The organism is Dietzia sp. NPDC055340 (assembly GCF_053645335.1).
Window position 1 is genome coordinate 1 of sequence record NZ_JBSHML010000007.1, and the last position, 22,885, is coordinate 22,885.

Here is a 22,885-nt window from a genome sequence, read left to right on the forward strand (position 1 = left end):
CGACTCGCTCTAATTCTTCCGGCCAGAACGCCCGATTGGTACGGCGCCGCCAAGAAGTAACCACAGAAGACCGCCACAGAGCGATCAAGTCCACAAGTTGTCCCAGGACGCATATGTCCGAAAACTCGTGTCGACACTAGTGTCCGACCAAGGGTAGTTTCCACTACGCTGTGAGTCATGAAGGTGGGCTATGGGCGTGTGTCGACCCGAGATCAGCACCCTGAGGCTCAGCTCGACGCCCTCTCGGCCGCGGGTTGCGAGAAGGTCTTCGTCGACCACGCCTCAGGCAAGCTTTCTCGCCGACCACAGTTAGACCGGGCCCTTGAGGTGGCTTGCCGACCCGGGGACCTACTTGTGGTCACCAAGCTCGATCGCCTCGGCAGATCCCTGGAGCACCTCATCGAGATCGCCAAGGAGCTCGAGGCCGCCGGCGTCGGCCTTGTCGTTCTCGACCAAGGCATCGACACATCCACTCCGGTGGGCCGGATGTTCTTCCACATCCTCGGAGCTATTGCCGAGTTCGAACACGCTCTACTCTCTGAACGCACAAGAGATGGGCTGGCTGCGGCCCGCGCTCGTGGTCGCACCGGGGGACGGCCGGCCGCTCTGGGCCCTCGCCAGCTGGCCCTCGCCCGCCAGATGTATGACAGCACAGACGACGAGGGAGTCCCGCTTCACACAGTGGCGGAGATCGCCGCCGAGTTCGGAGTTGCACGCTCCACGATCTATCGCCACCTCGACGCCCCGGCCAGCTCCTCGACTCAGAAGCACGCCGAGAATAAGGTGACCCAATGACCGCACTGAGTCCCGAGAACGTCGCTTTGGTCGCGCTGTTGACCAGAGAGCCGACGATGCGGTGGGCCCAGTACCGGGATGACCTCGCCATCGACGCCCTTCCCAGTGGCCTCGTCACAGACGCTGCGGAACGCCAGCGTGGGGAAGCGACGCTGAGCAGGTGGCTCGATACTGCGGCGGGTGCGAACTTCTACTCCTACCTCGACTCTGGCTACCCAGCCCAGCTACGCGAAGTGTGGGACTTCCCGCCATTCGTCTTCCTCCAGGGCGATGAGACCCCGCTGCACTCCCCGCGTGGAGACAAAGGCATCTGCATTGTGGGGTCCCGATCTGCTTCGAGCGAAGCAGTGGCCGTGGCTAGCTACATCGCTCGATCACTGGCCGAGGAAGGCACCACGATCGTCTCGGGACTCGCCGCAGGTATCGACTACGCAGCCCATAGCGCAGCAGTACAGATGGGAGCACGGACCGTGGGCGTAGTCGGCACCGGTATAGACCGCTGCTACCCCTCGTCCTCCTGTCAGCTCCAGCAGCATCTGGCGGCCGGCCACGGAATGGTGCTCTCGCAATTCCCACCAGGCAGCTCCCCCACTCGATCATCATTTCCCATGCGCAATGGTGTGATGTCCGCATACGGCAACGCGACAATAATCGTGGCTGCAGACGAAAAGTCCGGTACGCGTCACCAGGCACGACAGGCAATCCGGCATGGTCGACCACTTATCCTCGCCGAGCCCGTGGCGCGGGAAACGACCTGGGGAAGAAAGCTCGCCGACGACCCATTCGTCGATGCGCACGTAGCCCGCACCCCTGACGACGCCATCGAGCTCGCGCGAAGCGTCCTCAACCGTCGGTCACCCGTACCTGCCGAGGCCACTCTCTTTTGAACATCCCGTTCAACCCAGACGACGGGCAGTACCTAGCCCAAGTGGCCCCGACGATGCACAACGCGTTCCGCGTCACCTCGAACAACGAGCTGTTCACCCTGCCAGGGAGTTCACTGTGCCGCCTCTGCGGAACACCAACGGAGGGGCACCAGTACTGCTACGTCTGTAGATACGACATCTTGGGCAGCAAGCTCAGGTCTGACCTCCCAGATCGCTATGCCTTCCTGACATACGCGATCACGGGCGAGCAATCAGGCCAAGACGCATATCAGTACAAAGACATCGGCGGGGCCGCACTCGATCGCCTGAAACTCCTGCTGTATTTTTTCGTTAACTACCACAGCGGCTGCCTTCGATTGAGCACAGGAGCGTCTGTCAGCCATATTGCGGTCGTCCCATCAGGTCGAGGACGAAAAGACCATCCTCTCGAGACCGAGCTTCTCCCGCTCTTTCCCTCCACGCTTGAACGAGTTGCAGTCACTCGAGTCGCAGCAGCTCGCAATGGAGGCCGCCAGATGCTGATTGACCCGTCGATCAACCACATCGACTCTGACGTCACCGGTCGCCACGTACTAGTCCTAGAAGACACATGGACCAGAGGATTCAGCGCCCTTTCTCTGGCCACCAGCCTCAAGCAAGCCGGCGCATCGCAGGTGAGCGTCCTGACTATCGCCCGCTACCTCAACACCCATCATCCACCTACAGAAGCATGGCTAAAGACGAACAGCCCCCTGCTCTCCTACGATCCAACCTTCTGCCCGATCACCCGCTCCCCCGAGTGTCCGGATGGCAACTGACCGCAGTCTGTTCGGAGTCCATCTGAGCTCGCAAACCCTACGGGGACTACGTGTCACAACACCGCATATGACCCTGTGAAACATCCAGATCGAGGTTTGTCGGGCCATCCCACACGGGTGTACTTATCTGAAGCGAACGGATTCTCTGAGAGAACGAGGAGCCGCACCAGACTCAGCCCAGTAAGAACGTCGGTGGGGATCGCTTGAATCCTGGCCGTAGGGGCAGTCCAAAATAGTCTCGGATGCGTGAGCCCTCTCAGCACCAGCGCTTCTTGGATCATCCCCTTGGCTCGGATCCTGCCGACCTCGCGACAACTCGCAACTGACACTCTCGTGACAACGCCCTGCTGGATCAGCACGAGATAGACACACTGTTAAGCAACCGACAGTTCCAGCATTTTCGCTCGGCGGCCGAGTAACATCCGCTTCATCACCTGAGTAGGCGCCTGACCTGCAAAGACCGGGATGGAGCGAGGAATTGACCACGACTGCGCCGGCCCCTGGCTGGTATCCGTACGGCCCGGCCGAGAGTGCGGCGGAGTGGGACGGTCGGGCCTGGACCGGTCACCACGTGGCGGACCCGGCGGTTCCTTCCTCCCGGCCCACCGCCGGCCGCTGGAGTTCCTCACCCGGCCGTGGTTCTGGCTGATCGTCGCGGGCGTCGTGATCACGGCGGCCGCCGGGGCGATGTGGAACTCCGGCGAATCCGCGTGGTGGATCGCCCCGGTAGCGGTCGGTCTCATCCTGGCCCTCTCGGGGATCGTGCTCCTGTTCCGCCCGCGGCTGCGGTTCGCCGAGGTGGCGGACCTTCCCGTGATCATCGGGGCCGACGTGGTCTCCGGGCTCATCGGGCTGGCGGTGGCGTTCCTACTTGAGGGGCAGACTCGAACCACATCTGCGGATGCCGTTCGCGCTCGATCTGTGGCTCTCGGGGCCCATCGAGGAGACCTGCAAGATCGCCGTCCCCGTGCTGCTGTTGGTGTTCGCCCGCACGCGGTTCGGAGATCCCCGCGCCGGCGTGCTGATGGTATTGGTCAGCGCAGCGGTGTTCGGGGTCGGCGAGGGTCTGCAGTACGTCAGCGGGGGCAGCGGCGCCAACAGTCACCTGCTGCAGTCGCTTGTCCGCCCGCTCGCGGAGATCTCCCATCCGTTGTAGGCCGCCATCGCCGCCGGCGCGATCTGGTTGGCAGCCCATCGGTCGGGCCGGGTGTTGACCTGGGCCGGGCTGGTCGGGTGGCTCGTCGCCGCGGGACTGCATTCGCTGCACGACGGCCTCTTCTCCTGGAACAAGGGGGCACCCAGAACGACACCACCGATCATGATCTGTCGATGACCGACGTCGTCGAGGGCGCCGTGGGCGGGAACATCATCAGCCTCGTCACCGCGGTGATCACCTTCCTCGTCCTCCGCCGTGTCCTGCGGGAGCTCACGCCGCCGACCGCCGTCGACACCGCCCCGCGGTCGTGGCGTCCCCGGCTCGCGCCTTGGGGTGTGCCCGCGGCGACCCGCGAGCGGTGGGCGTCTGAGAATCCGGTGTCGTCTCCGTCCCGGATCGAATAGGTTCGGGCGCAGGGCGACTCACGCGCCCTCCCCCGAATCCGTCCCACAGGAGTGCTCGTGTCCCTCGCCACCGACCACCGCAAGCCCTCTCTCCGCACGATCGCCGCCAAACCCACCGCACTCCCGCGGACACTCTCCGCGGTGGCCGCCGCTGCCGCGGTGACCGTCGCGCTGCCACTCACCGCGTGTGCGCAGAGCATGATCCCGGGCGGTGGACCCGTCGGGTCCAGCACCGACTCTCTCGGATCCCTGGCCCCGGAGCGCCCCCTGTCCCCCGGCCCGGAGGTCGAGGTCGATGTGCTGGCAGACGGATTCACGATCCCGTGGGACGTGGCCCGCGATCCGAGTGGCGTCGTCGTCACCGGAGAGCGTGGCTCGGGCGCGCTGTACGCGATCCGTCCCGGCGGCGATAAGTCGGCCATCCAGGCCGACCTCGGTCCGGTGTTCAACGAGGCCGAGAGCGGGCTGATGGGGATCGCGTTGGCTGCGGACTTCGAGACCAGCCGCGAGCTCTACACGTGTCACTCCTCGGCCGACCACAACGACAACCGGGTCACCGCCTGGACCGCGACGAGCGACTGGTCTGCGATCGAGTCGCCGCGGGTGGTCGTCGACGGCATCCCGCTCAGCGAGGGCGGATTCCATTCCGGCTGCCGCATCCTGCCCATGGCCGACGGCTCGCTGTACATCGGCACGGGCGACACGTTCTCCGGCCCGGGCCCGCAGGATCCGGACTCGCTCGCCGGGAAGATCCTGCACGTCAACGGCGACGGCTCGCCCGCCGCGGACACCATCAGTGACGACTCCCCCGTTCTGACGATCGGCCACCGCAACGTGCAGGGACTCGCCGCACAGCCCGGCACCGATCGCATCTACTCCGCGGAGCACGGCCCGAATGTCGACGACGAGGTCAATCTTGTGCAGCCACGCGGCAACTACGGGTGGAACCCGAACCGCGGCGGCGAATACAACCAGGACGTCCCCATGACCGACACCGGCGCATTCCCGGATGCGGTGTCGGCGGTCTGGAGCTCGGGCGCCCCGACGCTGGCGCCGGGCGGGATGACGTTCCTCGACGACCCCGCGTGGGGCGAGTGGAACGGCGCGATCGCGGTAGCGATGCTCAAGACCAGCCAGATCGTCCTGATGAAGCTGTCCCCGGACGGCAACTCGGTCACCGAGATGGCGACGCTCCTGCGCGACGTCCACGGCCGGATGCGGTCCATCACCCCGGAACCGGGCGGCTCGCTGCTGGTGACCACCTCCAACGGCGGCGGCAACGACGAGGTCCTGCGGATCAGCCCCGCCGCCGCCGAGTAACCGCGGCAGGCCTACAGCCGTAGGACCTCGCGGGCGGCGTCGGCCAACGCGACCGCGTAGCCGGCGCCGTGCCCCGCCGAGTGGGTGGCCAGCGGATGCAGCTGGTGCAGCGGCACGCGGTCGCGCCAGCCCTCCGTCAAGGGGCGTGCCTGGTCATATCCGTGCAGTATCCGGTCCAGGTGCGGCGCGCCGAACAGGGCGAGCATCGCCAGATCGGTTTCGCGATGGCCGCCGTGGGCGGCGGGGTCGATGAGCACCGCCTCCCCGTCCGGCGTCCACAGCACGTTTCCCGTCCACAGGTCGCCGTGGAGGCGGGCGGGACGGTCGGCCGGGTCGTCGAGCTCGCCGGAGGCCACGCGGTCGCAGGCCCGCTCCACCACCGCCAGCTCGGCGCCGCCGAGCACTCCGAGATCCACGGCGATCCGGACGAACGGGCGGACCCGCTGCTCGGCGTAGAACTCACCCCACGAGTCTGTGGGCACGCATTCCTGGGGTCGGTTGCCGATGAAACACCGGCCCGCCCAGTCTCCGGCCGGTGCGCCCCATCCGGCGGCGCCGGCATCATGCATCGCCGCCAGTGACCGGCCGAACCGCAGGGCTCCGTCCGAACTCGCGCGGCCGTCGGGGATCCGCTCGAGCACGATCTCGTCGTCGTCGACTCCCCGCACCTCGACCACGCGGGGCCCGCCGGGCGCCGCGGCGAGCCACCGCAGTCCCGCGGCCTCGTAGCGGAAGAAGTCGGGGCCGTGATCTGAGCCGCGTTTGACGAACGACTGCGATGCGCGGCCGCTCATGCCGCCGCCTCGCGGTCGGGGCGCGGGGCGCGATCAGGGTCCGCCGAGCGGCCGAGAAGTGGACCGGCGAGCAGGGCGATTAGCAGGCCGCCCACGACCATCGGGGCGACGGCCCAGCGCATGCCGACGTGCTCGGCGATCTGCCCGACAAAGGGCGGGGCCAGCAGGAAGCCGAGGCGCATGACCCAGTTGAGGACGGCGAGTCCGGCGCCGTCGGGCAGACCGGGAACCGAATCGGCGCCGACCATCGCACCGGGGATGATCGTCGCGATGCCCCAGCCGGCCACGGCGAACCCGGCCAGCAGCACGGCCACCATTGCGGGGCCGTCCAGTAGGAACGAGCCGGTCAGCGCCGCGCCCGCGCCCAGTACCACGCAGACGCCACCCATCCGGCCCACGCGGACGGCGCCGAAGCCCTCGACGAGCCTGTCGCCGGTGAGCCGACCGATCAGCTGCGCGCCCTGCACCGCGATGAAGCCGAGACCGGCCACGCCCGCACCGACCGCGGCGACGTCCCGCAGGTACAGCGCCGACCAGGTCTGGGCGAAGTCCTCGACGATCTCGGCGCAGCACGCGAAGAGCCCCAGCGCCACGAGCAACACCAGCGCGCGGCCGCCCGGCAGCCGCCGCCGCACGACGGGGTCTACCGACTGGGCGGGTGAGGGCGTCGCCCCATGCGCTGCCGCATCATGCCTGGTGGGGGCGGTATCGACCTCGTGAGCCTGGTCGAGGTCGCGACCGTACTCGTCCTCCGCGACGGGCGGGCCCAGCCGTAGCGGATACGCCGCGGCAGCCGCGGCCGCGCACACGATCGCGGCGCCGATCATCTGCACCTGCACGGGCGCGCCGACACCGGCCGACAGAGAACCGCCGGCCGCCCCGAGCACCGCGCCCAGCGACCACACCGCATGAAACCGGTTGATCAGCGACCGCCCGTGCCGCAGTTGCACCCGGATGCCGTGCGCATTCATCGACACGTCGGTGATGGCATCGCACACCCCGAACAGCAACAACAGCCCCGCAAACACTGCAACGACAGGCGAGAACCCGACCAGCGCCGCCACAACCGAAGCGGCGATCATGGTGCCCACGGCCACCGCTCCGTCCGAGCGTCTCCGCATGAGCACGGGCGTCAACAGCCCACCGAACAACGCGCCGGCCGGGTAGCAGGCCATGGCCAACCCGAACAGCGCCGGGCTGAGCTCGAGGGCGTCCTTGAGATCGGGCAGCCGGGGCACGATGGCGCCGAAAATCGCGCCGTTGGCAGCGAACAGCAGCGCGGTGGCCGCGATCGGGCGGTGGGCGGTGTCGGTGGAGACGGCGTCGTCGTCGTAGTCGTGGTCGTGGTCGGCTCCGGCGGCGCTGCCGGCTCCGCGGTCTCCCGGCGGGCTCGTCGAGGTCACGCCCGCCACCCTAATCCGCATCGCGCACCGCGGCGCTCGCCCCGGCACCGCGCTGATCCCCGACCGATCCCGTGGGGCCTGTCGCCGGCGATCACCGGGGCACACCGCGGGCGGTCGGGCGGGAGCCTGGCGGGCGGCGCCGGTAGCGTTGGGCGGGTATCGGGCGAAGGGCGGGCAGGAATGGACATGTACCAGGTCACGGCGGGGGTAGAGGTCGACGACGACGGGCGCCGCGTGGTGTGCAGTGTGCCGCTGCCGGTCCCGCCCCCGGTCGTGTTCGACGCCGTGGCCACCGGCGAGGGCATCAGCTCGTGGTTCGTCCCGTGCGCGCTCGAGCCGCAGGCGGGCGGCCGGATCGTCCAGTTCGCCGACCCCGGCGCGCCCGACCCCACAGCCGGGCCGGAGGCGGCCGCCGAGGCCATGCTCACCGCGACCGTCGGCGAGATCACCGACTACACGCCGCCCGCCGGCAGCGTGCCCGGCCGGTTCGCGTACGCCGAGCGCGACTGGATGGGCGAGGGGGTGCCGGTGCCGCCGTGGGAGACCTCGTGCGAGGTCACCTCCGACGGCGAGGGCGGCTCGGTGCTGACGCTGCGGTCGGGATTCGATTCGGACGGCCAGCTCGCGGTGGAGTCGGTCGACGGCAGCGTCGCCGGCTGGTCCCAGTCACTGACCGTCCTGGCGCATCGCCTGACCCATCGCCCCGCCGACGGGGTGGCGACCGTCGATGCGGCCACCGATCCGGTCGCGATGACGGTGCCGGAGTTGTGGGCCCGGGTGAGTGCGCAGCTCGTGACGCCTGCGGCGGGGGCCGGCGGCGGAGGTTCGGCGAGCACCGGCGCCGTGGCCCGGTCGGGCGAGGTCGGCGGCATCGTGGCGTCGGAAGCGGCTGCGTCGATGGCGTTGATCCTGTCCGCTCCGGTTGACGGGATGCTGGAGCTGTTCGCGTTCCCCGCGGGCGAGACGCATGAGGACGCGGCGGGCCGGGCGGCGCTGGCGGTCCGGCTGTACGAGTACGTCGACGCCCCCGGCGGCGACGGCGCCCCGCTGGGTGCGGCGGCCGTCGACGTGGAGCCGACGTGGGACGCGACGCGCTGGCGGACCTGGCTCGAGGCGCTCATCGATGGGTAATTCCCGGGCGGGGTCAGTATCGTGGCGGGGAGCACGATCGACGTACATCTACGAGAAGTGAGATCGCCCATGGCGGATTCCAACGACACCGTGACCATCGCGACAGGCGAGGGCGCGTCCGGCTCCAGGCTGCTGGGTATCGGCGCCTACCGCCCGGAGCGGGTGGTGAGCAACGAGGAGATCTGCGAGCACATCGACTCGACCTCCGAGTGGATCTACGAGCGCTCGGGCATCCTCAACCGGCGGTTCGCGGGTCCCGATGAGTCCGTCATCTACATGTCCGGCGAGGCCGCCAAGAAGGCCGTGGAGTCCGCGGGAGTCGATCCCGAGCTGATCGACCTGGTGATCCTGTGCACGTCGACGTACGAGGCCCAGGTCCCGCACGCGGCCCCCAAGGTCGCCATGGCGATCGGCCGTAACGGCATCCCGGCGTTCGACATCACGGCCGGCTGCGCGGGTTTCGGCTACGGCCTGGCTGTGGCCACCAACGTCATCCGCGGCGGCGGCGCCCGCTACGCGGTGGTCGTGGGCGTGGAGCGGATGAGTGATGGTCTCGACTTGACCGATCGCAATACGGCGTTCATCTTCGGCGACGGCGCGGGTGCCGTCGTGGTGGGCCCGTCCGACGAGGGCAACGACGTCGGCCCGGTGGTCTGGGGCTCGGACGGCGAGCAGGCCGACGCGATCACCCAGACCAAGGACTGGAAGACCCTCATCGCCGACGCCAAGCAGGGCGCCACCGATCAGCCGTACGTCACGATGGACGGCTCGCGGGTCTTCCGGTGGGCCGCGGTGCAGATCGCCAAGGCCTCGGCCCGCACGCTCGAGGCGTCCGGCGTGACGGCCGAGCAGATCCAGGCGTTCATCCCCCACCAGGCCAACGGCCGCATCAACTCGGCCATGGCCAAGCATCTCGGCCTGCCGGAGTCGGTGGCGATCGCCAATGACATCGAGCAGACGGGCAACACCTCGGCCGCCTCGGTTCCGCTCGCGATGGAGACCATGCTCCGCGAGGGTCAGGCCGAGCCCGGCCAGATCGCGCTGCTGATCGGCTTCGGCGCAGGCCTGTCCTACGCGGGTCAGGTCGTGCGTCTGCCCGCGAAGCCGCCCGCCAACTGACGCGCAGCCCGGCCCCTCGCGGCCCCTTGCAGCCCTCCGGCTGTCGGCCCCGGTTCCCAGTGGTGAACCGGGGCCTTCGCTTTCGCCCCGACATGGACAAAGTTGCCCCACCCGTCCAGTGGGCATTCGTGCGAAAGTGTGGCTATGTTCACATCTCCCTCACCGCGGTCGGCTCGCCTACTGGCGTCCGGTGCCGCTGCCGTCGCCGTATCCGCCCTGACCGTGTCGATGGTCGCGATGGCCCCCACCGTCGCCGCCGCTCCCCCGATCCCGGCGGCACCGCCGGCGACGGGCTCGACGGCCGAGCAGTTCGGCGGCTCCTCGCAGACGCTCGGTGAGAACATCATGGGCCAGGTCAGCAGCTCCGACCTCGGGCCGGCCGTGACCTCGGGGGACGGCTCGGGCCCGGCCCGCTACGTGGCGCTCGGCGACTCGTACGCGGCGGTCGGCCGCATCGCCCCGGGCGCGTGGAGCGCCGGCCCGGTCACCTGCGTCCGGACCGACGACGCCTACCCGAACGTCGTGGCCCGCGAGCTGGGGGTCGGCACGTTCGTCAACGCCTCGTGCGGCGGGGCGGTGACCGACGATCTGTGGGCCCCGGACAAGGGTGTCCCGGCGCAGTTCGACGCGCTGACCGAGGACACCGACCTGGTCTCGCTGTCGATCGGCGGCAACGACGTGGGCTTCGGCGCGGTGCTCGTGGCGTGCGCGGTCCGCACCAACACGGCCGCGCCGTTCCTGCCGGTGATCGACGCCGTGACGGGTCCCGTCGCCGAGGACTTCGACACCACCACCGGCTGCGCGGACGTGATCGACCGGCAGGCCACCGCGGCCCTCGCCGAGCTCGACACCCACCTGGACGAGGTCTATGCGGAGATCGCGCGCCGCTCCCCCGACGCCCGGGTCGTGACGACCGGTTACCTGGCGGCCATCCCGGAGGACGACGCGACCATCGCCTCGTCGCCGGCGTGCGAGCCGCTCATGGCCGCGACCCGGGACGAGCGCGACAAGGTGCGCACGTTCCAGAACGATCTCAACGACGTGGTTCAGGCCGCCGCCGAACGCAACGGCGCGACCGTGGTCATCCCGGACGAGCCCGGCCACTCCATGTGCGCGCCGGCCGACACCCGCCGCGTCGACCTGCTCGGTGTCGAGACCGGCGCCGCGCCCGTGCATCCGACGACCGTCGGGCACGCCCACGTCGCCGACCGGGTCCTGGCGGCGCTGGAGGCGTAGCCGTCGGGGGAGCGACGAGCCCGACGAACCCGACGACAACGAGGTAGACGATTCCGGTTAGCACGGCCATTATCCGCCCCACCTGCCACACCAGTCCCGGGGCGAAGCGTTTCGCCTTTGACGGGGCTCCGGCGGGAGCACACTGTGGGCATGCTCACACCTCGTCGTCGTCCCTCCCTAACGCCCTCTACCTCCTCCCGCCGCACCGCGTCTCGCCTGACGGGCGCGCTCGCCGTGGGCGCGGCCCTCACGCTGGCCGTCGCACCGATCTCGGCCGCGCAGTCCACCGCCGAGGCGGATGGCACGATCGCCGTCAGCTCGCTCGGCTCGACCACCGGGGCACCCGGCAGCTCCACGGGCTCGCTCGGACCGTTCGGCTCGCTGGCCGCGCCCGCGTACGCCGAATACGTCGCGTTGGGTGACTCCTATGCGGCGTTCGGGGACCAGGAATCGCTTACCACTCCAGCCCCGTGCAGCCAGAGCTCAGCAAACTACCCCCACCAGCTCGACGCCAATCCCGCCGTAGGCGATCTGACGGACGTGACCTGCGGCGGGGCCATCACAACCGACATGTTCACCGAGCGGCACGAGGGTGTGGCCCCGCAGCTCGACGCGCTTACCGAAGACACCGACCTGGTGACCCTGTCGATCGGGGGCAACGACGTCCACTTCGGAGACATTGTCCAGTGCATCATGTCCGGCACGGTAGGAACTCCTGTGGATTGTGAGGCAGTGATGGGCGATCAGGTCACCGGCGATATCAATGCGGTGTTCGGCGAGGACGGCCCGGTGGATGACATCTACGACGCGATTGCCCAGAAGGCTCCCGGCGCCACCGTCATCGCGACCCAGTACCTGCCGCTAATGCCCGCCGAGGACCCGGGCCCGGCTCAGTGCCCGCTGACCACGCTGATCGGCCAGGCCAATCTCGACTGGGCCCGCGAGATCACCAAGGAGATCAACGACGCGGTCGACGCGGCCGCCGAGCGCAACGGCCACGTCTCGGTCCTGCCCACCTCGGACATCGACCGCTCGGGCTGCGCCGACGCGGACGAGCGCTGGACCGACTTCGCCGGCGGGGAGCCGACCAACGCCGCGCCGTTCCATCCCACAGCCCTGGGCCAGGAGGCCATGGCGGCAGCGATCGCCGCTGCGCTCTGACTCCAGCTGGCGTCAGAGCGCAGCCGCTAACGGCCGGGACATCAGCCCTCGAAGAGCCCCTGCCCCACGTACCCGCCCGCGGGCGCCCCGGGTGGGATCGCGAACACCGCCGACCCGATGGGGATCGTCCACGTGTTGAGGGCGTCCTGCTCGGCGAGCCGCTGCTGCACCGGGATATAGGTGCGCACCGGATCGGCCATGTAGGCGGTGAACAGCAGTCCGGTGTTGCTGATCTCGCCGCCTTCCGGCGGGTCGTCGTAGTTGTACGGCCGCCGGAGCATGGCCTCGCCCCGGTTCAACTGCCGGGCCCGGGCCATGTGTGACTCGGGCGGGATCACGGGCAGTCCCACGTCGTCGATGGCCTCGAAATCGGCGGGGTCGTGCTCGGCGGTGCCGGTGAGCGGCGCCCCGGTGTCGAGCGTGCGGCCGACGGACAGTTCGCGGGAGTTGCGGTCGATCTCCTCCCAGGTGTCCATCGTCATGCGGATACGCCGCAGCACGAGTGCCGAACCGCCCCGCATCCACCGCTGATCGCTGCCGTCGGAGTAGAGGATCTGGTCGAAGTCCATGTCCCCCTCCGGCGTCGGGTTGACGGTGCCGTCGATCTGCCCGAACAGGTTGCGCTGCGTCCGCCCGGACGGGTCGGTGCCCACGGCCTTGCGGAACCCCCGCTGGGCCCACTTCTGCCGCGCCACCCCCCGCACCCCGGAGGCCAGGATGCGGGCGGCGTGCGCGACGATCAGCGGGTCGTCGGCGCAGATCTGCAGCAGCAGATCGCCTTCCGACCAGCGGTCCTCGAGCTGGTCGATCTGCGGGAACGCCGGCAACTGTTGCAGCCACTCGGGTCGCTTGTCCGGCATCCCGATCGCGTCGAAGAAGCCGGGCCCGAGCCCGATGGTCACGGTGAGCCGTGCCGGGTCCGCGGCCAGTTCGGGTTCGAGGTCGGCCAGTCCGGCGTGCCCCTGGGTGAGCCGCGCCGCGTCCTGGGACCAGGCGCGCAGGACGCCCTGGACCTCGGTACGCGTCGCCCTGGGGACGATTTCGAACCCCACGAAGGCAGCGTGCGATTGCGGTGCCGTGGTGATGCCCGCCTGCCGCGGACCGTAGAACGGTTCCGAGGCCGAGCCGACCACGCGGGAGTCGGCCACCGTCTTCCAGGTGACCGCCTCGTCGTCGTCGACGACACCGCGCCCCGTGTATCCGGCGAGGGCGCCGGCGGCGCCACCCCCCACGACCGCCGCGACGCCGCCGGTGAGCACCGACCGCCTGGACAGACCGCGAGAGGTGCGGTCAGCCATCGTGGTTCGCGCCCTCCCCGCCGCCGTGGCTGCCGTGGTCGTCGCCGACGTACTCCTCTTCGCCGCCCTTGAAGTCGCGGGCGGTGAGGGTGATGTCCTGCTCGGTGCCGTCGTCGAACGTCAGGACCATCGGGATCTCCTGGCCGGTGGTGATGGGCCCGGTGAGGTCCATGAACATGAAGTGGTCCTTGCCGGGCTCGAGGAACAGCTCCCCGCCGGCGGGCAGGACGAATCCGCCCTCCTTCTCTTGCATCATCATGCCGCTGCCGCCGGGGACCGTCTCGTGCATCTCGACGCGTTCGCTGACGGGTGAGGTGACGCCAGTGATGCGGATCTCGACGTCCCCGGTGTTGCGGAGCGTGCCGAACGCGCCGCTCATCTCGGTGTCGGTGGCCTTGGCCCAGCCGTTCTCGAAGATCACGACGGCGGCCTCGGACTCGCCGCCGTCGTTGGGCTGGCTGGTGGCGGCGGGCTCGTTGGTGGCCGAGTCGGTGGCGGTGGAGCCGGTGGTTCCGGTGTCCTCCGAGCAGGCGGCGAGGCCCAGGGCGAGCGCGAGGGCGGCCGCGGCGGCCACGGTACGGGTGGTGCGGTTGGTACGCATGTGTGTCCTTTGGTGACAGGGGTGATCGCCCGGCCGCATGTGGGCGGGCGTGGTGGCGCTGGATCACACGAAGGCGGGCGGCGCCCGGGTTCCCCCGCCTGTCAGGAGGTACCGCCCGCGCGGGACGTACGCGTCGTAGGAGGACAACAGGGGTACGACGACGACAAGGCGGACACCCGCCAGCATCGGCCGCACCCGTGCCGCGACCCACGCGAGCGTCCCGGACAGGGCCGCCACAACGGCGAGCGTCAGGAGCACGGCGGCCACGTGGGCGCCGAGCATCTGCGGGGTGAGCAGTGTCGCCCACGTGATCGGCTCCGCCGGGCCGGCCGCCCCGCCAACGACGCCGCCGTCCATCGCGGCGCGGATCGCGGCCGGGTCGGTGACATGGTGGCCGAGCGCTTCCGTCTGCCCGCCCGGGTGCGAGTGCGAGTGCCCCGAGGACAACACGAGGTGGACGAGCGCCTGCCCGGCCAGCAGGCCGCCGGCCGCGGTGAGCAGCGGCGGCCGTCGACGGGCGAGGGCAGCGGTGACGGCTCCGATGCCGGCGCTGGCGGCCCCCACCATGAGCACGTCGCCCGAGGTGGGAGGGATCGCCGCGGCCCCGGCGGCCAGTCCGTGGGCGCTGATGCCGAAGACTCCGCTGACCACGGCGACGATGATCCCCACGACCGCGGTCACCACAGGGGGGACCTCGGTGCGCAGGCGATCGGCGGACATGACCTGATTCTAATGCGACTCGGTGGTGGTGACGATTCGCGCGCGTTCCTCGGTCGAGAGGCCGGCCTCGACGCGTTCGAGCATGTGGGGGCGCATCTCGGGCAGGTCGTCGACCGCGAACCATCGGACGTCGGTGTTCTCACCATCTGCCGGGTGGGGATCGCCGGAGAAATAGGTGCAGGCGAAGGTGTGATCGATGTACTGGGCCCGGTCGCCGTTGGCGTAGGTGACCATGCGGGAGACGCCGATCGAGGCGACCCTGTCCACGCGGATGGTGACGTCGGCTTCCTCCCGCGCTTCACGCACCGCGGTGTCCGCGGGATGCTCGCCCGGGTCGACGATTCCGGTGACGGGGGTCCACCAGCCGTTGTCGCTGCGCCGGACCAACAGGACCCGCCGGTGATCGGCGCTGCGGATGACGGCGGTCGCGCCAGACAGCCAGAGCGGCGCGGTGCCCACGTGCTCGCGGAGCTTCAGGACGAAGTCGGGGGTCGACATGCCCTGAGGGTAGGCCGGAGGTACGACAGATCCCCCGCCGACCATGTGGTCGACGGGGGATCGCGTGAATCTTGATCAGTTCATCGGCCGGTCAGACCGACCTGCGAACCGGGAGCTCAGCGAACCGGCTGCTGCTCGGGCTCGCACTCGTCCTGCTCCATGGAGCCATTGTTCTTGAGGAAGTCGATGCCCTCCTGCGGCAGGTTGCAGACGGCCCCGACGTCAACGCCCGGGAGCGGCGGGAGGTTGACGCCACCGTTGACGGCGATGCCGATCGCGATGCCGGCGCCGGCCAGCGAGCCGAGGGCCAGGAGCGTCCCGGCGTCGATTTCGCCACCGCTGCCGGGGGTCTCCTCATCGCCCGGGCCGGTCTCGCCGCCGGTGTTCGTGTCGTCGTCTTCCGAGCCGTTGCTGCCCTCCGAGGAACCGGAGAAGATGTCCTCGAGCGAGCCGAAGAGGCTGTCCTCCTCGTTCTCCTCGCCGCCATCCGAACCCGAGGACAGGCTGCCCAGCGTGTCGGTCAGCGAGCCGAAGAAGTCGTTCTCGTCGGTGTTGTCGTCATCCTCGGGGGCTGAGCTGCCCAGCGAGCCGGAGTCGATATCGCCGGAGTCGTTATCGTCCCCGGCCCCCTCGTCAGAGCTGCCGTTCGACCCCTCGCCCGAGCCGGTGTTCGGGTTCTCCGTATCGGTCGCGTCAGAAGAACCCGCGAACATCTCCTCGAGCGAACCGAGGAGATCGAACTCGGTGCCGTTCTCGGGCTCAAGTGAATCCGTGAGGCTACCCAGCGAGCCCGTGCCGTCGGTGCCCGCGTCGCCACCGGTCTCACCACCGTTCGAGCCCTCAGAGCCGGAGTCGCCGTTGGAGCCCTCACTCGAGCCGGAATCCTCGGTCAGATCACCGAGCGAGCTGGTGCCCGGCGCCGGGAGCGTTTCGATGTCATCCGCCGAACCCGTGACGTCACCCAGCGAACCCAGCGATCCGGTGTCCGGCTTCAGATCCGGCAGGTCACTCGGCTCGATCGAGCCGAGTGCCAGACCCAGGTCAACGCCGAGGTCCGCCGAACCGAGGTTCGCAGCGACCCCGAGGCCCAGCTCGGCGCTCTGCGCGTTGGCGACACCCGGCAGCGACCCGAGCGCGAGTCCGGAGGCCGCGATGACGGCGATCATCCGCTTGGAGTTCTTCATAGGAATTGCCTTCCTTGACGTTGGGAGACGACCCGGCGACCGGAATCGTGTCGGCTTTCTCATCGAGCGAATTTCGCAACGCGTTACGTCCGAAATGGCTCACACATATGCGGAGCCCAGCCGCATAGACCCGGACATGACGAGAAAGATGGATGAATTACGCAGTCCAACTGCGCCTTTCGCTGATCCAGCCGTCGATTAGCAAACCTGATAGATAAGTGTCAATTAACCAATCAAGTGCTGAGCGAAACCCAGATCCCGGGCTCCGCGCCTGAGAAATCAATGCGACAACCGCCATCCGGCGGCAGGCCGAGTGCGCCTCGCGCGAAGTTGAGGATAACCTCGCATTGCAGCCGACAGTCAGGAGCGTCATGCCAGCGAAAGCCACGTCCGGAGTCCAGTTCCCCGCCGACCCTTCCGGGTCCCGGTCGACGGGCACACTGGCCAAGCAGGTGGTGGCCGACGCGCTCGCCACCGTGGACCCGTCGGCCGCCGAACGCGTCCACCGCATCAAGGACTGGCGCAAGGGCTACATCGAGCCGTTCACCGAGCTCGTCGCGGCGGGCGTCCATGACGCCGACACCTGGGACGGGGTCGCCAGGGCCGCCCTCGACTCACTGCAGTCCCGCATGGTCGGCGCCCATGACGTCAACGGGGAGACCGTCGAGACCCCGATGGCGGACTACCTCGCCGTCGTCGCCGCCACCTCCACCCCGGGCACCGAGACGATCACCGGCACCGCCGAGCCCGAACGAACCCTGTCGATCCCCTACCGCGGTGAGAACCTCTCCGGCGCCGCGCTGAGCGACCTGCTCGACCGATGGATCGCCGACGGCGTCGTGGAACCCAGCTGCGCGGCCGCCCTGCGCCTGGTTCAGGACAACCCCGACTGGTTGTCCCTGCCCGGCCGCGCCATGCTCGTCCTGGGCCTCGGCTCCGAGATGGGCCCCGCCCGCCAACTGCTTCGCTGGGGCGCCGACGTGATGGGCGTCGACCTGCCCTCCAGCCCCGCGTGGGAGCGCTTCCGCAGTGGGGCCGACCAGTTCGCGGGACGCCTCCACATCCCCACCGACGCTGACGGCCGACCCGGGATCAACCTGCTCACCGAGCTGCCCGAGCTCGCCGCCTGGGCCCGCGACGCCGCCCCCGCCCCGCTGACGGTGGGCAGCTACTTCTACGCGGACGGCGGGACCCACGTGCAACTGTCCTCGGCGGCGGACGCCCTCGTCGTCGACCTCTTGTCCGATTCCACCGCCACCGCGCTGGCCTACCTCGCCACCCCGATGGACACCTTCGTCGTACCCGCCGACGTGCGGGAGGCCTCCGACGCCGCACTCGCCGACCGTAGGGCCATCGACGTCAAGAAGATCGTCGGCGCCCTCACCCGTGGCCGCCTGTTCCACCGCAACTACGCCGCCGGCCGCGGACCGGCCGTCCACGACGCGCTCGTCCCCCAGCAGGGCCCCAACTACACGCTCGCCAAGCGCGTCCAGCGCTGGCGTGCCACCACCGCCTTCGCCGACGGCCACACCGTCTCCGTCAACGTCGCCCCCGCCACCGACACCTACTCCGTGACCAAGAACAAGATCCTCGCCAGCACCTACAAGGGCGCGGGCGCGTTCGGCATCGAGATCTTCGAGCCCGACACCTCCTCGGCGATGCTCGCGGCGCTCATGGTCCACGACCTCAACGTGGACCGACCCGAGGTCGACGTGCAGTGGCAGCACGAGTCGTCCGGCGCCGCCTCGGGCGGACTGTGGCGGCAGCCGTACCTGCCCCGGACCGCCCTCCCGGTCGCGGCGCTGCTCGGTACCGTGAAGAGGTAGCGCTCGCCACTCGCCGACAGTAAGGACGCAGCCATGCCGAACCCGTTCTCCAAGGGCTGGAACTACCTCAAGGCCTCGCTCGACAAGACGGTCGACGACAACGCCGACCCCAAGGTGCTCGTCCGCCAGGCGATGCAGGGCGCCCGGGACCAGCACAAGGCCGTGGCCGACCAGGCCGCCGCGGTGATCGGCAACGCCAAGCAGCTCGAGATCGCGATGGGCACCAAAGCCCGGCAGCTCGACGAGGTGCAGGGGCAGATCCGGCAGATGCTGCAGATGGCCGAGAAGGCGCGCGCGGAGGGCGACCAGGCGCGGGCCGGCCAGCTGGAGACGCAGGCCGAGCAGATGGCCGGGCGGCTCGTGACGCTGGAGTCGGACCTGGAGCACACGCGGCAGTTGCACGGTCAGGCGACTCATGCGGCCGAGCAGGCCAAGCAGGCGGTCGGCGAGTCCGAGCGGAAGCTGCGGGAGACCCTGGCGCAGGAGGACCAGCTGCTGCTGCAGGCCACGCAGGCCGAGATGCAGCATCGCACCACCGAGTCGCTCACCTCGATGGAGGGCGTCGGCGGCGGTAACTCGCCGACGTTCGACGAGATCCGCAACAAGATCGAGAGCCGGTACACCACCGCGCTCGGCAAGCAGGAGCTCGCCGAGGCCACCGGCGGCCCGTCCACCGCGCAGCTCGACGCCGCCGCCCTCACCCGGGAATCGGAGGGCCGCTCCAAGCTTGACCAGATCCGCGCGTCGATGGGCCTCGAGTCGGGCGGTGCGGCGGGCGCGGGCCGCCAACTGACGGAGGGCGACGACGACAACGCCGCCAGCTCCGCCCCCGGCGACGCCCGGCCGGCCGACACCGGCGGCGCCGGAGGCACCGACAGCGCCGAGGGCGGGCAGTCGGGCCCGACGCTGCCCCGCGACACGCGCCAGTAGTCGCTCGCGCGTCGCTCGTGCGGATGCGGTTGAGGGCCATGCCCAGGGAGTTTCAGGACATTCACCTGGCACGCTCAGTGGTTTATCATCAGCCAGTGGCCTCCGCGTGGTGGCTCAGCGGGTCGTTGAGCGGGGTCGCTTCCCTTCCCGCGCAACCAAGGTGACCCCGTGAACTTGAGATCCCTTCCGGCCTCCGCAGCACGCCGCGCACTCGTCCCCGCGGTCGCACTGACCCTGGTCTGCGGCGCGGCGGCGCCCGCGGCGGCACAGGCGGGCTCCGGCGATCCCGCATCGCTCGACCCGGGCTCGATCGGCAACATCGGTTCGGTCAACAACCTGGGCGGCAGCGTCGACCCGTCCAGCGCCGCCGCCGGTTCCGCGACCGTCGGCTCCACCGGCTCGACCGGCACCGACTCGCTCGTCGGCCTCGGCACCCTGCCCCCGATGGGCACCGGCTCGCAGAACACCACGGCCACCCCGCCGATCGGCATGGAGTCCGAACCAGTCGAGGTCACCGAGGTGCGCGATGTCGAGGTCGGCGACCAGATGGTCGCCGGCGGCGATCCACGCTTCGAGCGCTGGTGGGTCGCCTCCAAGTCCATGAACCGCGTCCTGCCGGTCGAGATCTGGCGCGCCGCCTCGGACGCTCCGGCGCCGATGCTCTACCTCCTCGATGGCGTGGACTCGCCCTCGCCGAGCGGCTGGCTGCTGCCCGGACAGATCCAGGAGGTGTTCGCGGGGGAGCACGTCACCCTGGTCATGCCGGCACGGGCAGACGGCTCGCTGCACGCGGATTGGCAGCACGACGACCCGGTACTGAGCCGCAACAAGTGGCAGACGTTCCTCACCCAGGAGCTGCCGCCGCTGCTGGAGTCCGGCGCACACGCCATCCCGTTCACGGGCAAGCGCGGCGTGGCCGGCCTGTCGATGGGCGCCGCCAGTGCGGTCACCACCGCGGAGCGCAGCCCCGAGATGTACGAGGCGGTCGGCGCGATCGCCGGCTGCTACACGGCCCGCGACGACCTGGGCTTCCTGCTCGCCAAGATCGTGACCGAGTCCCGGGGCGGCACCATCGCCAACATGTGGGGCCAGCGCAACGACCCCGCCTACCTGGAGAACGACGGCCTGCTCCACGCCGAGAAGCTCCGCGACAAGGCGCTCTACTTCGCGACAGCGACCGGCATGCCCGACGCCACCGAGTGGCAGCGCAACGACCACGACTTGCTGCGCTTCAGCCAGGGCGCCGGCTTGGAGATCGCCACCCACGCCTGCACCGTCGACATGGACGAGCGCCTGAAGGAGCTGGGAATCGGTGCGCGCGTCGACTACCTGCCGACCGGGATGCACAACTGGGATAACTTCAGCCGCTTCCTCGCGCCCATGCGCGATACGGTGATGCCGGCGCTGCGCTAGAGCATCCGGCCGACGCGGCGTCGCTCTCACCGCGAGGAGACGCCATGTCCACCCCACCCACGGCCTCCGGCTCCCTCACCGAGTCGGGGGCCGTCGTGTTCACGCGCCGACTGCCGATCTCGCGCGAGCAGGCGTGGGCGGCCGTCACCGACCCGGCCCGCACTGCCCGGTGGATCGGCCCGTGGTCGGGCGATCCGGCCAGCGGTACCGTCGAGTTGACGATGACCGTCGAGGGGGGCTCCCCCACGTCGACCGTGGAGGTGCGGCGGTGTGAGGAACCGGTGGTCGTCGTCACCACCGGCCCCGGCGGGTGGGTGCTCACGGTGCGCGTCGAGGGCGACGACGACGAGGCCGTCATCTCCCTGGAACAGGACATTCCGGACGCCGAGTCCGCCGCCTCGATCGGTCCCGGGTGGGACTTCTACCTGGACCGGCTGGTCGAGGCCGAGGCGGGCCGGGATCCGGACGCGCTCCGATTCGACCCCGACTATTACCCAGGTCTGGCCGGCTACTACAGGGAGTTGTTCAGCGGCCGAGGTTGATGTCGTACCCCCTTGCTACCTTGATTCCAGTCGAACACAGAAGCGACTGAATCAGAGCGTGGAGGGGGTGGCGTGGATGGCGATGGCGGGAATTGACCAGACGTCGGAACCCGGTTCGGACACCAGGATCCCGGAGGCGAGCAAGGCGGTTCTCGAGGCCCTCCGGGCGGAGAATCGTGCCGCCGCCGCCCGCTTGCGTGCGTGTTACGCGCTACTCGACATCTGTGACGATGTGGAGTTCCAGCGGGCTATCGACGCCGGCTACGACCCGATGGGCGAGGAGCCGCAGGACTACGCACTGATCGACCCCTTCGACATCGCCTGCGCCGAGATCGTGGCCGCGTACGGCGTACATACCCACAGGGCGCGGGCGCTGATCAGGCTGTCGATCACGCTCGTCGACAACTTCCCCGCCCTACTGGAGGCCATGGAGAGCGGCCGCCTCGACGAGGACACGGCCAAGATGCTCGCGCGCCAGATGCGGGTCGTGGAACCGAGGTTCAGGTCCGCCGTGCAGAAGGCCGTGGCCGACTGGCTCCTGGGCGCGATCGACGCGGGGCAGCGGCCGGGCCGCGATCGAATTCTCGGCCAGACGGATCGCATCATCGAGGAGTCCGACCCGGACGGCGTCCTCGCCAGACGCCGGCGCGCGATCACCGAGCGGAACGTTCAGGTCCGTCGCAGCAGTGACGGCATGGCCCAACTCCATGCCTATCTGACGTCGGCGGAGGCGGCGGCACTGTACGAGGCGCTGCAGATGTCGGCGCGCGATCAGATCAAGAAGGAGAAGGACTCCCGCGGCGAGTCGACCCGGTACGTGGACGCGGGGGTATGCGACAACTCGTCCGGCCGGCGCATCGGCGAACGCCGCGCCGACGCCTTGGTCGACGCGATCCTCGGGCCCGGACAAGGCGCCGATCCCGGCTCTGCCCCTGAGCCGGAGCGCCTCGCGGGCGAGCGCCTCGCGGGCGAGACTCCCCGGGCCCAGCTCCGGCCACACATCACCGTGCTCACCGAACTCGGCCCGGGCGGCGAGCCCGCCGTCTACATGCCCCGGGGCGGGCCGGCCACGATCGATGCCCTCATGGAGCTGCTGTCGCGCTGTGTCGGCGCCACCATCTCGGTCCCGGACCCCACGCCCGGGTCGGCTGACTCGCGCACGGCCGCCCGGCGCTATCGGATCAGTGCCGAACTGGCGCGCCGCATCCGGCTACGGGACGGTACCTGTCGGCACCCCGGGTGCTCGGTGCCGGCCGACGACTGCGATGTTGACCACGTCCGTCCCTTCAATCACTCTGATTCCGGCTCCGGCGGGTTGACCGTCGAGTTCAATCTCATGTGCCTGTGTCGGCGGCACCACCGCTTCAAAACCTTCCACGGGTGGAGGTACCAACTGGCGCGCGACGGCACACTGACCGTCACCACCAGCACTGGTCACACCCTCGCCACCGAGCCGGACGGGCCGCTGGCGCGATGGCGCCAACGGCCGGACGAGGGGGCCTCCTCTGACGCCGGGCCACCGCGGCCGTGGCTCAGCCCTGAGCCGAAACCGACCTACTGGTTCCAGCGCATGCAACGCCAGGTCGCGGCACGTCGAGAGAACATCGCCGCCAGGCGTGTCCCCGAGCCCGGCGACCCCGGCTACGACCCGCCACCGTTCTGACCGAGGC

The 22,885-nt window shown here is 69.7% G+C and carries 22 protein-coding genes; 15 read left to right on the top strand and 7 right to left on the bottom strand.

The genetic code is table 11. The annotated features are described in order from the left end of the window. The first annotated feature begins 177 nt into the window (after positions 1 to 177). The 6 genes from ACWIFB_RS06560 to ACWIFB_RS06585 all read left to right on the top strand — a co-directional run bounded on the left by ACWIFB_RS06560 (position 178) and on the right by ACWIFB_RS06585 (position 5,359). Positions 178 to 795 (top strand): recombinase family protein, encoded by a 618-nt coding sequence (locus ACWIFB_RS06560; protein ID WP_454057706.1) that lies wholly within the window; start codon positions 178 to 180, stop codon positions 793 to 795. Continuing rightward, positions 792 to 1,682 (top strand): DNA-processing protein DprA, encoded by an 891-nt coding sequence (locus tag ACWIFB_RS06565; RefSeq protein ID WP_454057707.1) that lies wholly within the window; start codon positions 792 to 794, stop codon positions 1,680 to 1,682. The genes ACWIFB_RS06560 and ACWIFB_RS06565 overlap by 4 nt, the downstream gene beginning before the upstream one ends. Before the next feature lie 41 nt (positions 1,683 to 1,723). Continuing rightward, entirely contained in the window at positions 1,724 to 2,479 is a 756-nt protein-coding gene (locus ACWIFB_RS06570; protein ID WP_454057708.1) for a phosphoribosyltransferase, read from the top strand. Between the two features lie 871 nt (positions 2,480 to 3,350). Next, a complete protein-coding gene (locus ACWIFB_RS06575) occupies positions 3,351 to 3,635 on the top strand; it encodes a PrsW family glutamic-type intramembrane protease (RefSeq protein WP_452100484.1) in 285 nt (94 codons plus the stop codon). 173 nt (positions 3,636 to 3,808) lie between these two features. Continuing rightward, positions 3,809 to 4,039: a hypothetical protein gene (locus ACWIFB_RS06580; protein ID WP_454057709.1), complete on the top strand. Its 231-nt coding sequence runs from the start codon at positions 3,809 to 3,811 to the stop codon at positions 4,037 to 4,039. A gap of 57 nt (positions 4,040 to 4,096) precedes the next feature. Then, a complete protein-coding gene (locus tag ACWIFB_RS06585; RefSeq protein ID WP_454057710.1) occupies positions 4,097 to 5,359 on the top strand; it encodes a PQQ-dependent sugar dehydrogenase in 1,263 nt (420 codons plus the stop codon). Positions 5,360 to 5,370: 11 nt separating this feature from the next. Here the strand turns inward: ACWIFB_RS06585 and ACWIFB_RS06590 are convergent, their stop codons facing one another. Then, the gene (locus ACWIFB_RS06590; RefSeq protein WP_454057711.1) at positions 5,371 to 6,153 is read right to left on the bottom strand and encodes a fructosamine kinase family protein; all 783 of its coding nucleotides are present in this window, start codon (positions 6,151 to 6,153) and stop codon (positions 5,371 to 5,373) included. Next, a complete protein-coding gene (locus ACWIFB_RS06595) occupies positions 6,150 to 7,556 on the bottom strand; it encodes an MFS transporter (RefSeq protein ID WP_454057712.1) in 1,407 nt (468 codons plus the stop codon). The genes ACWIFB_RS06590 and ACWIFB_RS06595 overlap by 4 nt, the downstream gene beginning before the upstream one ends. A gap of 186 nt (positions 7,557 to 7,742) precedes the next feature. On the opposite strand from ACWIFB_RS06595, the gene ACWIFB_RS06600 reads away from it, so the two are divergent. From ACWIFB_RS06600 to ACWIFB_RS06615, 4 genes are all read left to right on the top strand, one after another. Beyond that, positions 7,743 to 8,687 carry an SRPBCC family protein gene (locus ACWIFB_RS06600; RefSeq protein ID WP_454057713.1) on the top strand — a complete coding sequence of 315 codons (945 nt, stop codon included), beginning with the start codon at positions 7,743 to 7,745 and terminating at the stop codon, positions 8,685 to 8,687. A gap of 69 nt (positions 8,688 to 8,756) precedes the next feature. Beyond that, complete coding sequence (locus tag ACWIFB_RS06605) at positions 8,757 to 9,806, top strand: beta-ketoacyl-ACP synthase III (protein WP_454057714.1); 1,050 nt, start codon at positions 8,757 to 8,759, stop codon at positions 9,804 to 9,806. A gap of 144 nt (positions 9,807 to 9,950) precedes the next feature. After that, the gene (locus ACWIFB_RS06610) at positions 9,951 to 11,042 is read left to right on the top strand and encodes an SGNH/GDSL hydrolase family protein (RefSeq protein ID WP_454057715.1); all 1,092 of its coding nucleotides are present in this window, start codon (positions 9,951 to 9,953) and stop codon (positions 11,040 to 11,042) included. A 150-nt stretch (positions 11,043 to 11,192) separates the two neighbouring features. Beyond that, positions 11,193 to 12,203 (top strand): SGNH/GDSL hydrolase family protein, encoded by a 1,011-nt coding sequence (locus ACWIFB_RS06615; RefSeq protein ID WP_454057716.1) that lies wholly within the window; start codon positions 11,193 to 11,195, stop codon positions 12,201 to 12,203. Between the two features lie 41 nt (positions 12,204 to 12,244). On the opposite strand, the gene ACWIFB_RS06620 is transcribed toward ACWIFB_RS06615, so the two are convergent. The 5 genes from ACWIFB_RS06620 to ACWIFB_RS06640 all read right to left on the bottom strand — a co-directional run bounded on the left by ACWIFB_RS06620 (position 12,245) and on the right by ACWIFB_RS06640 (position 16,504). After that, a complete protein-coding gene (locus tag ACWIFB_RS06620; RefSeq protein ID WP_454057717.1) occupies positions 12,245 to 13,501 on the bottom strand; it encodes a Dyp-type peroxidase in 1,257 nt (418 codons plus the stop codon). Next, entirely contained in the window at positions 13,494 to 14,102 is a 609-nt protein-coding gene (locus tag ACWIFB_RS06625; RefSeq protein WP_454057718.1) for a copper chaperone PCu(A)C, read from the bottom strand. Before ACWIFB_RS06625 ends, ACWIFB_RS06620 begins: the two co-directional genes overlap by 8 nt. 63 nt (positions 14,103 to 14,165) lie before the next feature. Continuing rightward, complete coding sequence (locus ACWIFB_RS06630; RefSeq protein ID WP_454057719.1) at positions 14,166 to 14,822, bottom strand: hypothetical protein; 657 nt, start codon at positions 14,820 to 14,822, stop codon at positions 14,166 to 14,168. Positions 14,823 to 14,831: 9 nt separating this feature from the next. Then, the gene (locus ACWIFB_RS06635) at positions 14,832 to 15,320 is read right to left on the bottom strand and encodes an NUDIX hydrolase (protein WP_454057720.1); all 489 of its coding nucleotides are present in this window, start codon (positions 15,318 to 15,320) and stop codon (positions 14,832 to 14,834) included. A gap of 116 nt (positions 15,321 to 15,436) precedes the next feature. Beyond that, a complete protein-coding gene (locus ACWIFB_RS06640; RefSeq protein WP_454057721.1) occupies positions 15,437 to 16,504 on the bottom strand; it encodes a hypothetical protein in 1,068 nt (355 codons plus the stop codon). 371 nt (positions 16,505 to 16,875) lie between these two features. On the opposite strand from ACWIFB_RS06640, the gene ACWIFB_RS06645 reads away from it, so the two are divergent. The 5 genes from ACWIFB_RS06645 to ACWIFB_RS06665 all read left to right on the top strand — a co-directional run bounded on the left by ACWIFB_RS06645 (position 16,876) and on the right by ACWIFB_RS06665 (position 22,878). Continuing rightward, positions 16,876 to 18,330 (top strand): hypothetical protein, encoded by a 1,455-nt coding sequence (locus tag ACWIFB_RS06645; RefSeq protein ID WP_454057722.1) that lies wholly within the window; start codon positions 16,876 to 16,878, stop codon positions 18,328 to 18,330. Between the two features lie 33 nt (positions 18,331 to 18,363). Beyond that, positions 18,364 to 19,260, top strand: coding sequence for a PspA/IM30 family protein (locus tag ACWIFB_RS06650; RefSeq protein WP_454057723.1), 897 nt, complete (start codon positions 18,364 to 18,366; stop codon positions 19,258 to 19,260). 168 nt (positions 19,261 to 19,428) lie between these two features. Continuing rightward, the gene (locus ACWIFB_RS06655) at positions 19,429 to 20,673 is read left to right on the top strand and encodes an alpha/beta hydrolase (RefSeq protein ID WP_454057724.1); all 1,245 of its coding nucleotides are present in this window, start codon (positions 19,429 to 19,431) and stop codon (positions 20,671 to 20,673) included. A 44-nt stretch (positions 20,674 to 20,717) separates the two neighbouring features. Continuing rightward, positions 20,718 to 21,215 carry an SRPBCC domain-containing protein gene (locus ACWIFB_RS06660; RefSeq protein WP_454057725.1) on the top strand — a complete coding sequence of 166 codons (498 nt, stop codon included), beginning with the start codon at positions 20,718 to 20,720 and terminating at the stop codon, positions 21,213 to 21,215. An 82-nt stretch (positions 21,216 to 21,297) separates the two neighbouring features. Next, complete coding sequence (locus tag ACWIFB_RS06665; RefSeq protein ID WP_454057726.1) at positions 21,298 to 22,878, top strand: DUF222 domain-containing protein; 1,581 nt, start codon at positions 21,298 to 21,300, stop codon at positions 22,876 to 22,878. The last annotated feature ends 7 nt before the right edge of the window (positions 22,879 to 22,885 follow it).

What these genes read in the sequence shown, in the direction of transcription:
- ACWIFB_RS06620 (WP_454057717.1), bottom strand. Translation starts at nt 13,501, where the DNA reads ATGGCTGACCGCACCTCTCGCGGTCTGTCCAGGCGGTCGGTGCTCACC.
- ACWIFB_RS06610 (WP_454057715.1), top strand. Translation starts at nt 9,951, where the DNA reads ATGTTCACATCTCCCTCACCGCGGTCGGCTCGCCTACTGGCGTCCGGT.
- ACWIFB_RS06615 (WP_454057716.1), top strand. Translation starts at nt 11,193, where the DNA reads ATGCTCACACCTCGTCGTCGTCCCTCCCTAACGCCCTCTACCTCCTCC.
- ACWIFB_RS06580 (WP_454057709.1), top strand. Translation starts at nt 3,809, where the DNA reads ATGACCGACGTCGTCGAGGGCGCCGTGGGCGGGAACATCATCAGCCTC.
- ACWIFB_RS06560 (WP_454057706.1), top strand. Translation starts at nt 178, where the DNA reads ATGAAGGTGGGCTATGGGCGTGTGTCGACCCGAGATCAGCACCCTGAG.
- ACWIFB_RS06645 (WP_454057722.1), top strand. Translation starts at nt 16,876, where the DNA reads ATGCCAGCGAAAGCCACGTCCGGAGTCCAGTTCCCCGCCGACCCTTCC.
- ACWIFB_RS06600 (WP_454057713.1), top strand. Translation starts at nt 7,743, where the DNA reads ATGTACCAGGTCACGGCGGGGGTAGAGGTCGACGACGACGGGCGCCGC.
- ACWIFB_RS06590 (WP_454057711.1), bottom strand. Translation starts at nt 6,153, where the DNA reads ATGAGCGGCCGCGCATCGCAGTCGTTCGTCAAACGCGGCTCAGATCAC.
- ACWIFB_RS06625 (WP_454057718.1), bottom strand. Translation starts at nt 14,102, where the DNA reads ATGCGTACCAACCGCACCACCCGTACCGTGGCCGCCGCGGCCGCCCTC.
- ACWIFB_RS06660 (WP_454057725.1), top strand. Translation starts at nt 20,718, where the DNA reads ATGTCCACCCCACCCACGGCCTCCGGCTCCCTCACCGAGTCGGGGGCC.
- ACWIFB_RS06665 (WP_454057726.1), top strand. Translation starts at nt 21,298, where the DNA reads ATGGCGGGAATTGACCAGACGTCGGAACCCGGTTCGGACACCAGGATC.
- ACWIFB_RS06565 (WP_454057707.1), top strand. Translation starts at nt 792, where the DNA reads ATGACCGCACTGAGTCCCGAGAACGTCGCTTTGGTCGCGCTGTTGACC.
- ACWIFB_RS06640 (WP_454057721.1), bottom strand. Translation starts at nt 16,504, where the DNA reads ATGAAGAACTCCAAGCGGATGATCGCCGTCATCGCGGCCTCCGGACTC.
- ACWIFB_RS06650 (WP_454057723.1), top strand. Translation starts at nt 18,364, where the DNA reads ATGCCGAACCCGTTCTCCAAGGGCTGGAACTACCTCAAGGCCTCGCTC.
- ACWIFB_RS06630 (WP_454057719.1), bottom strand. Translation starts at nt 14,822, where the DNA reads ATGTCCGCCGATCGCCTGCGCACCGAGGTCCCCCCTGTGGTGACCGCG.
- ACWIFB_RS06605 (WP_454057714.1), top strand. Translation starts at nt 8,757, where the DNA reads ATGGCGGATTCCAACGACACCGTGACCATCGCGACAGGCGAGGGCGCG.
- ACWIFB_RS06635 (WP_454057720.1), bottom strand. Translation starts at nt 15,320, where the DNA reads ATGTCGACCCCCGACTTCGTCCTGAAGCTCCGCGAGCACGTGGGCACC.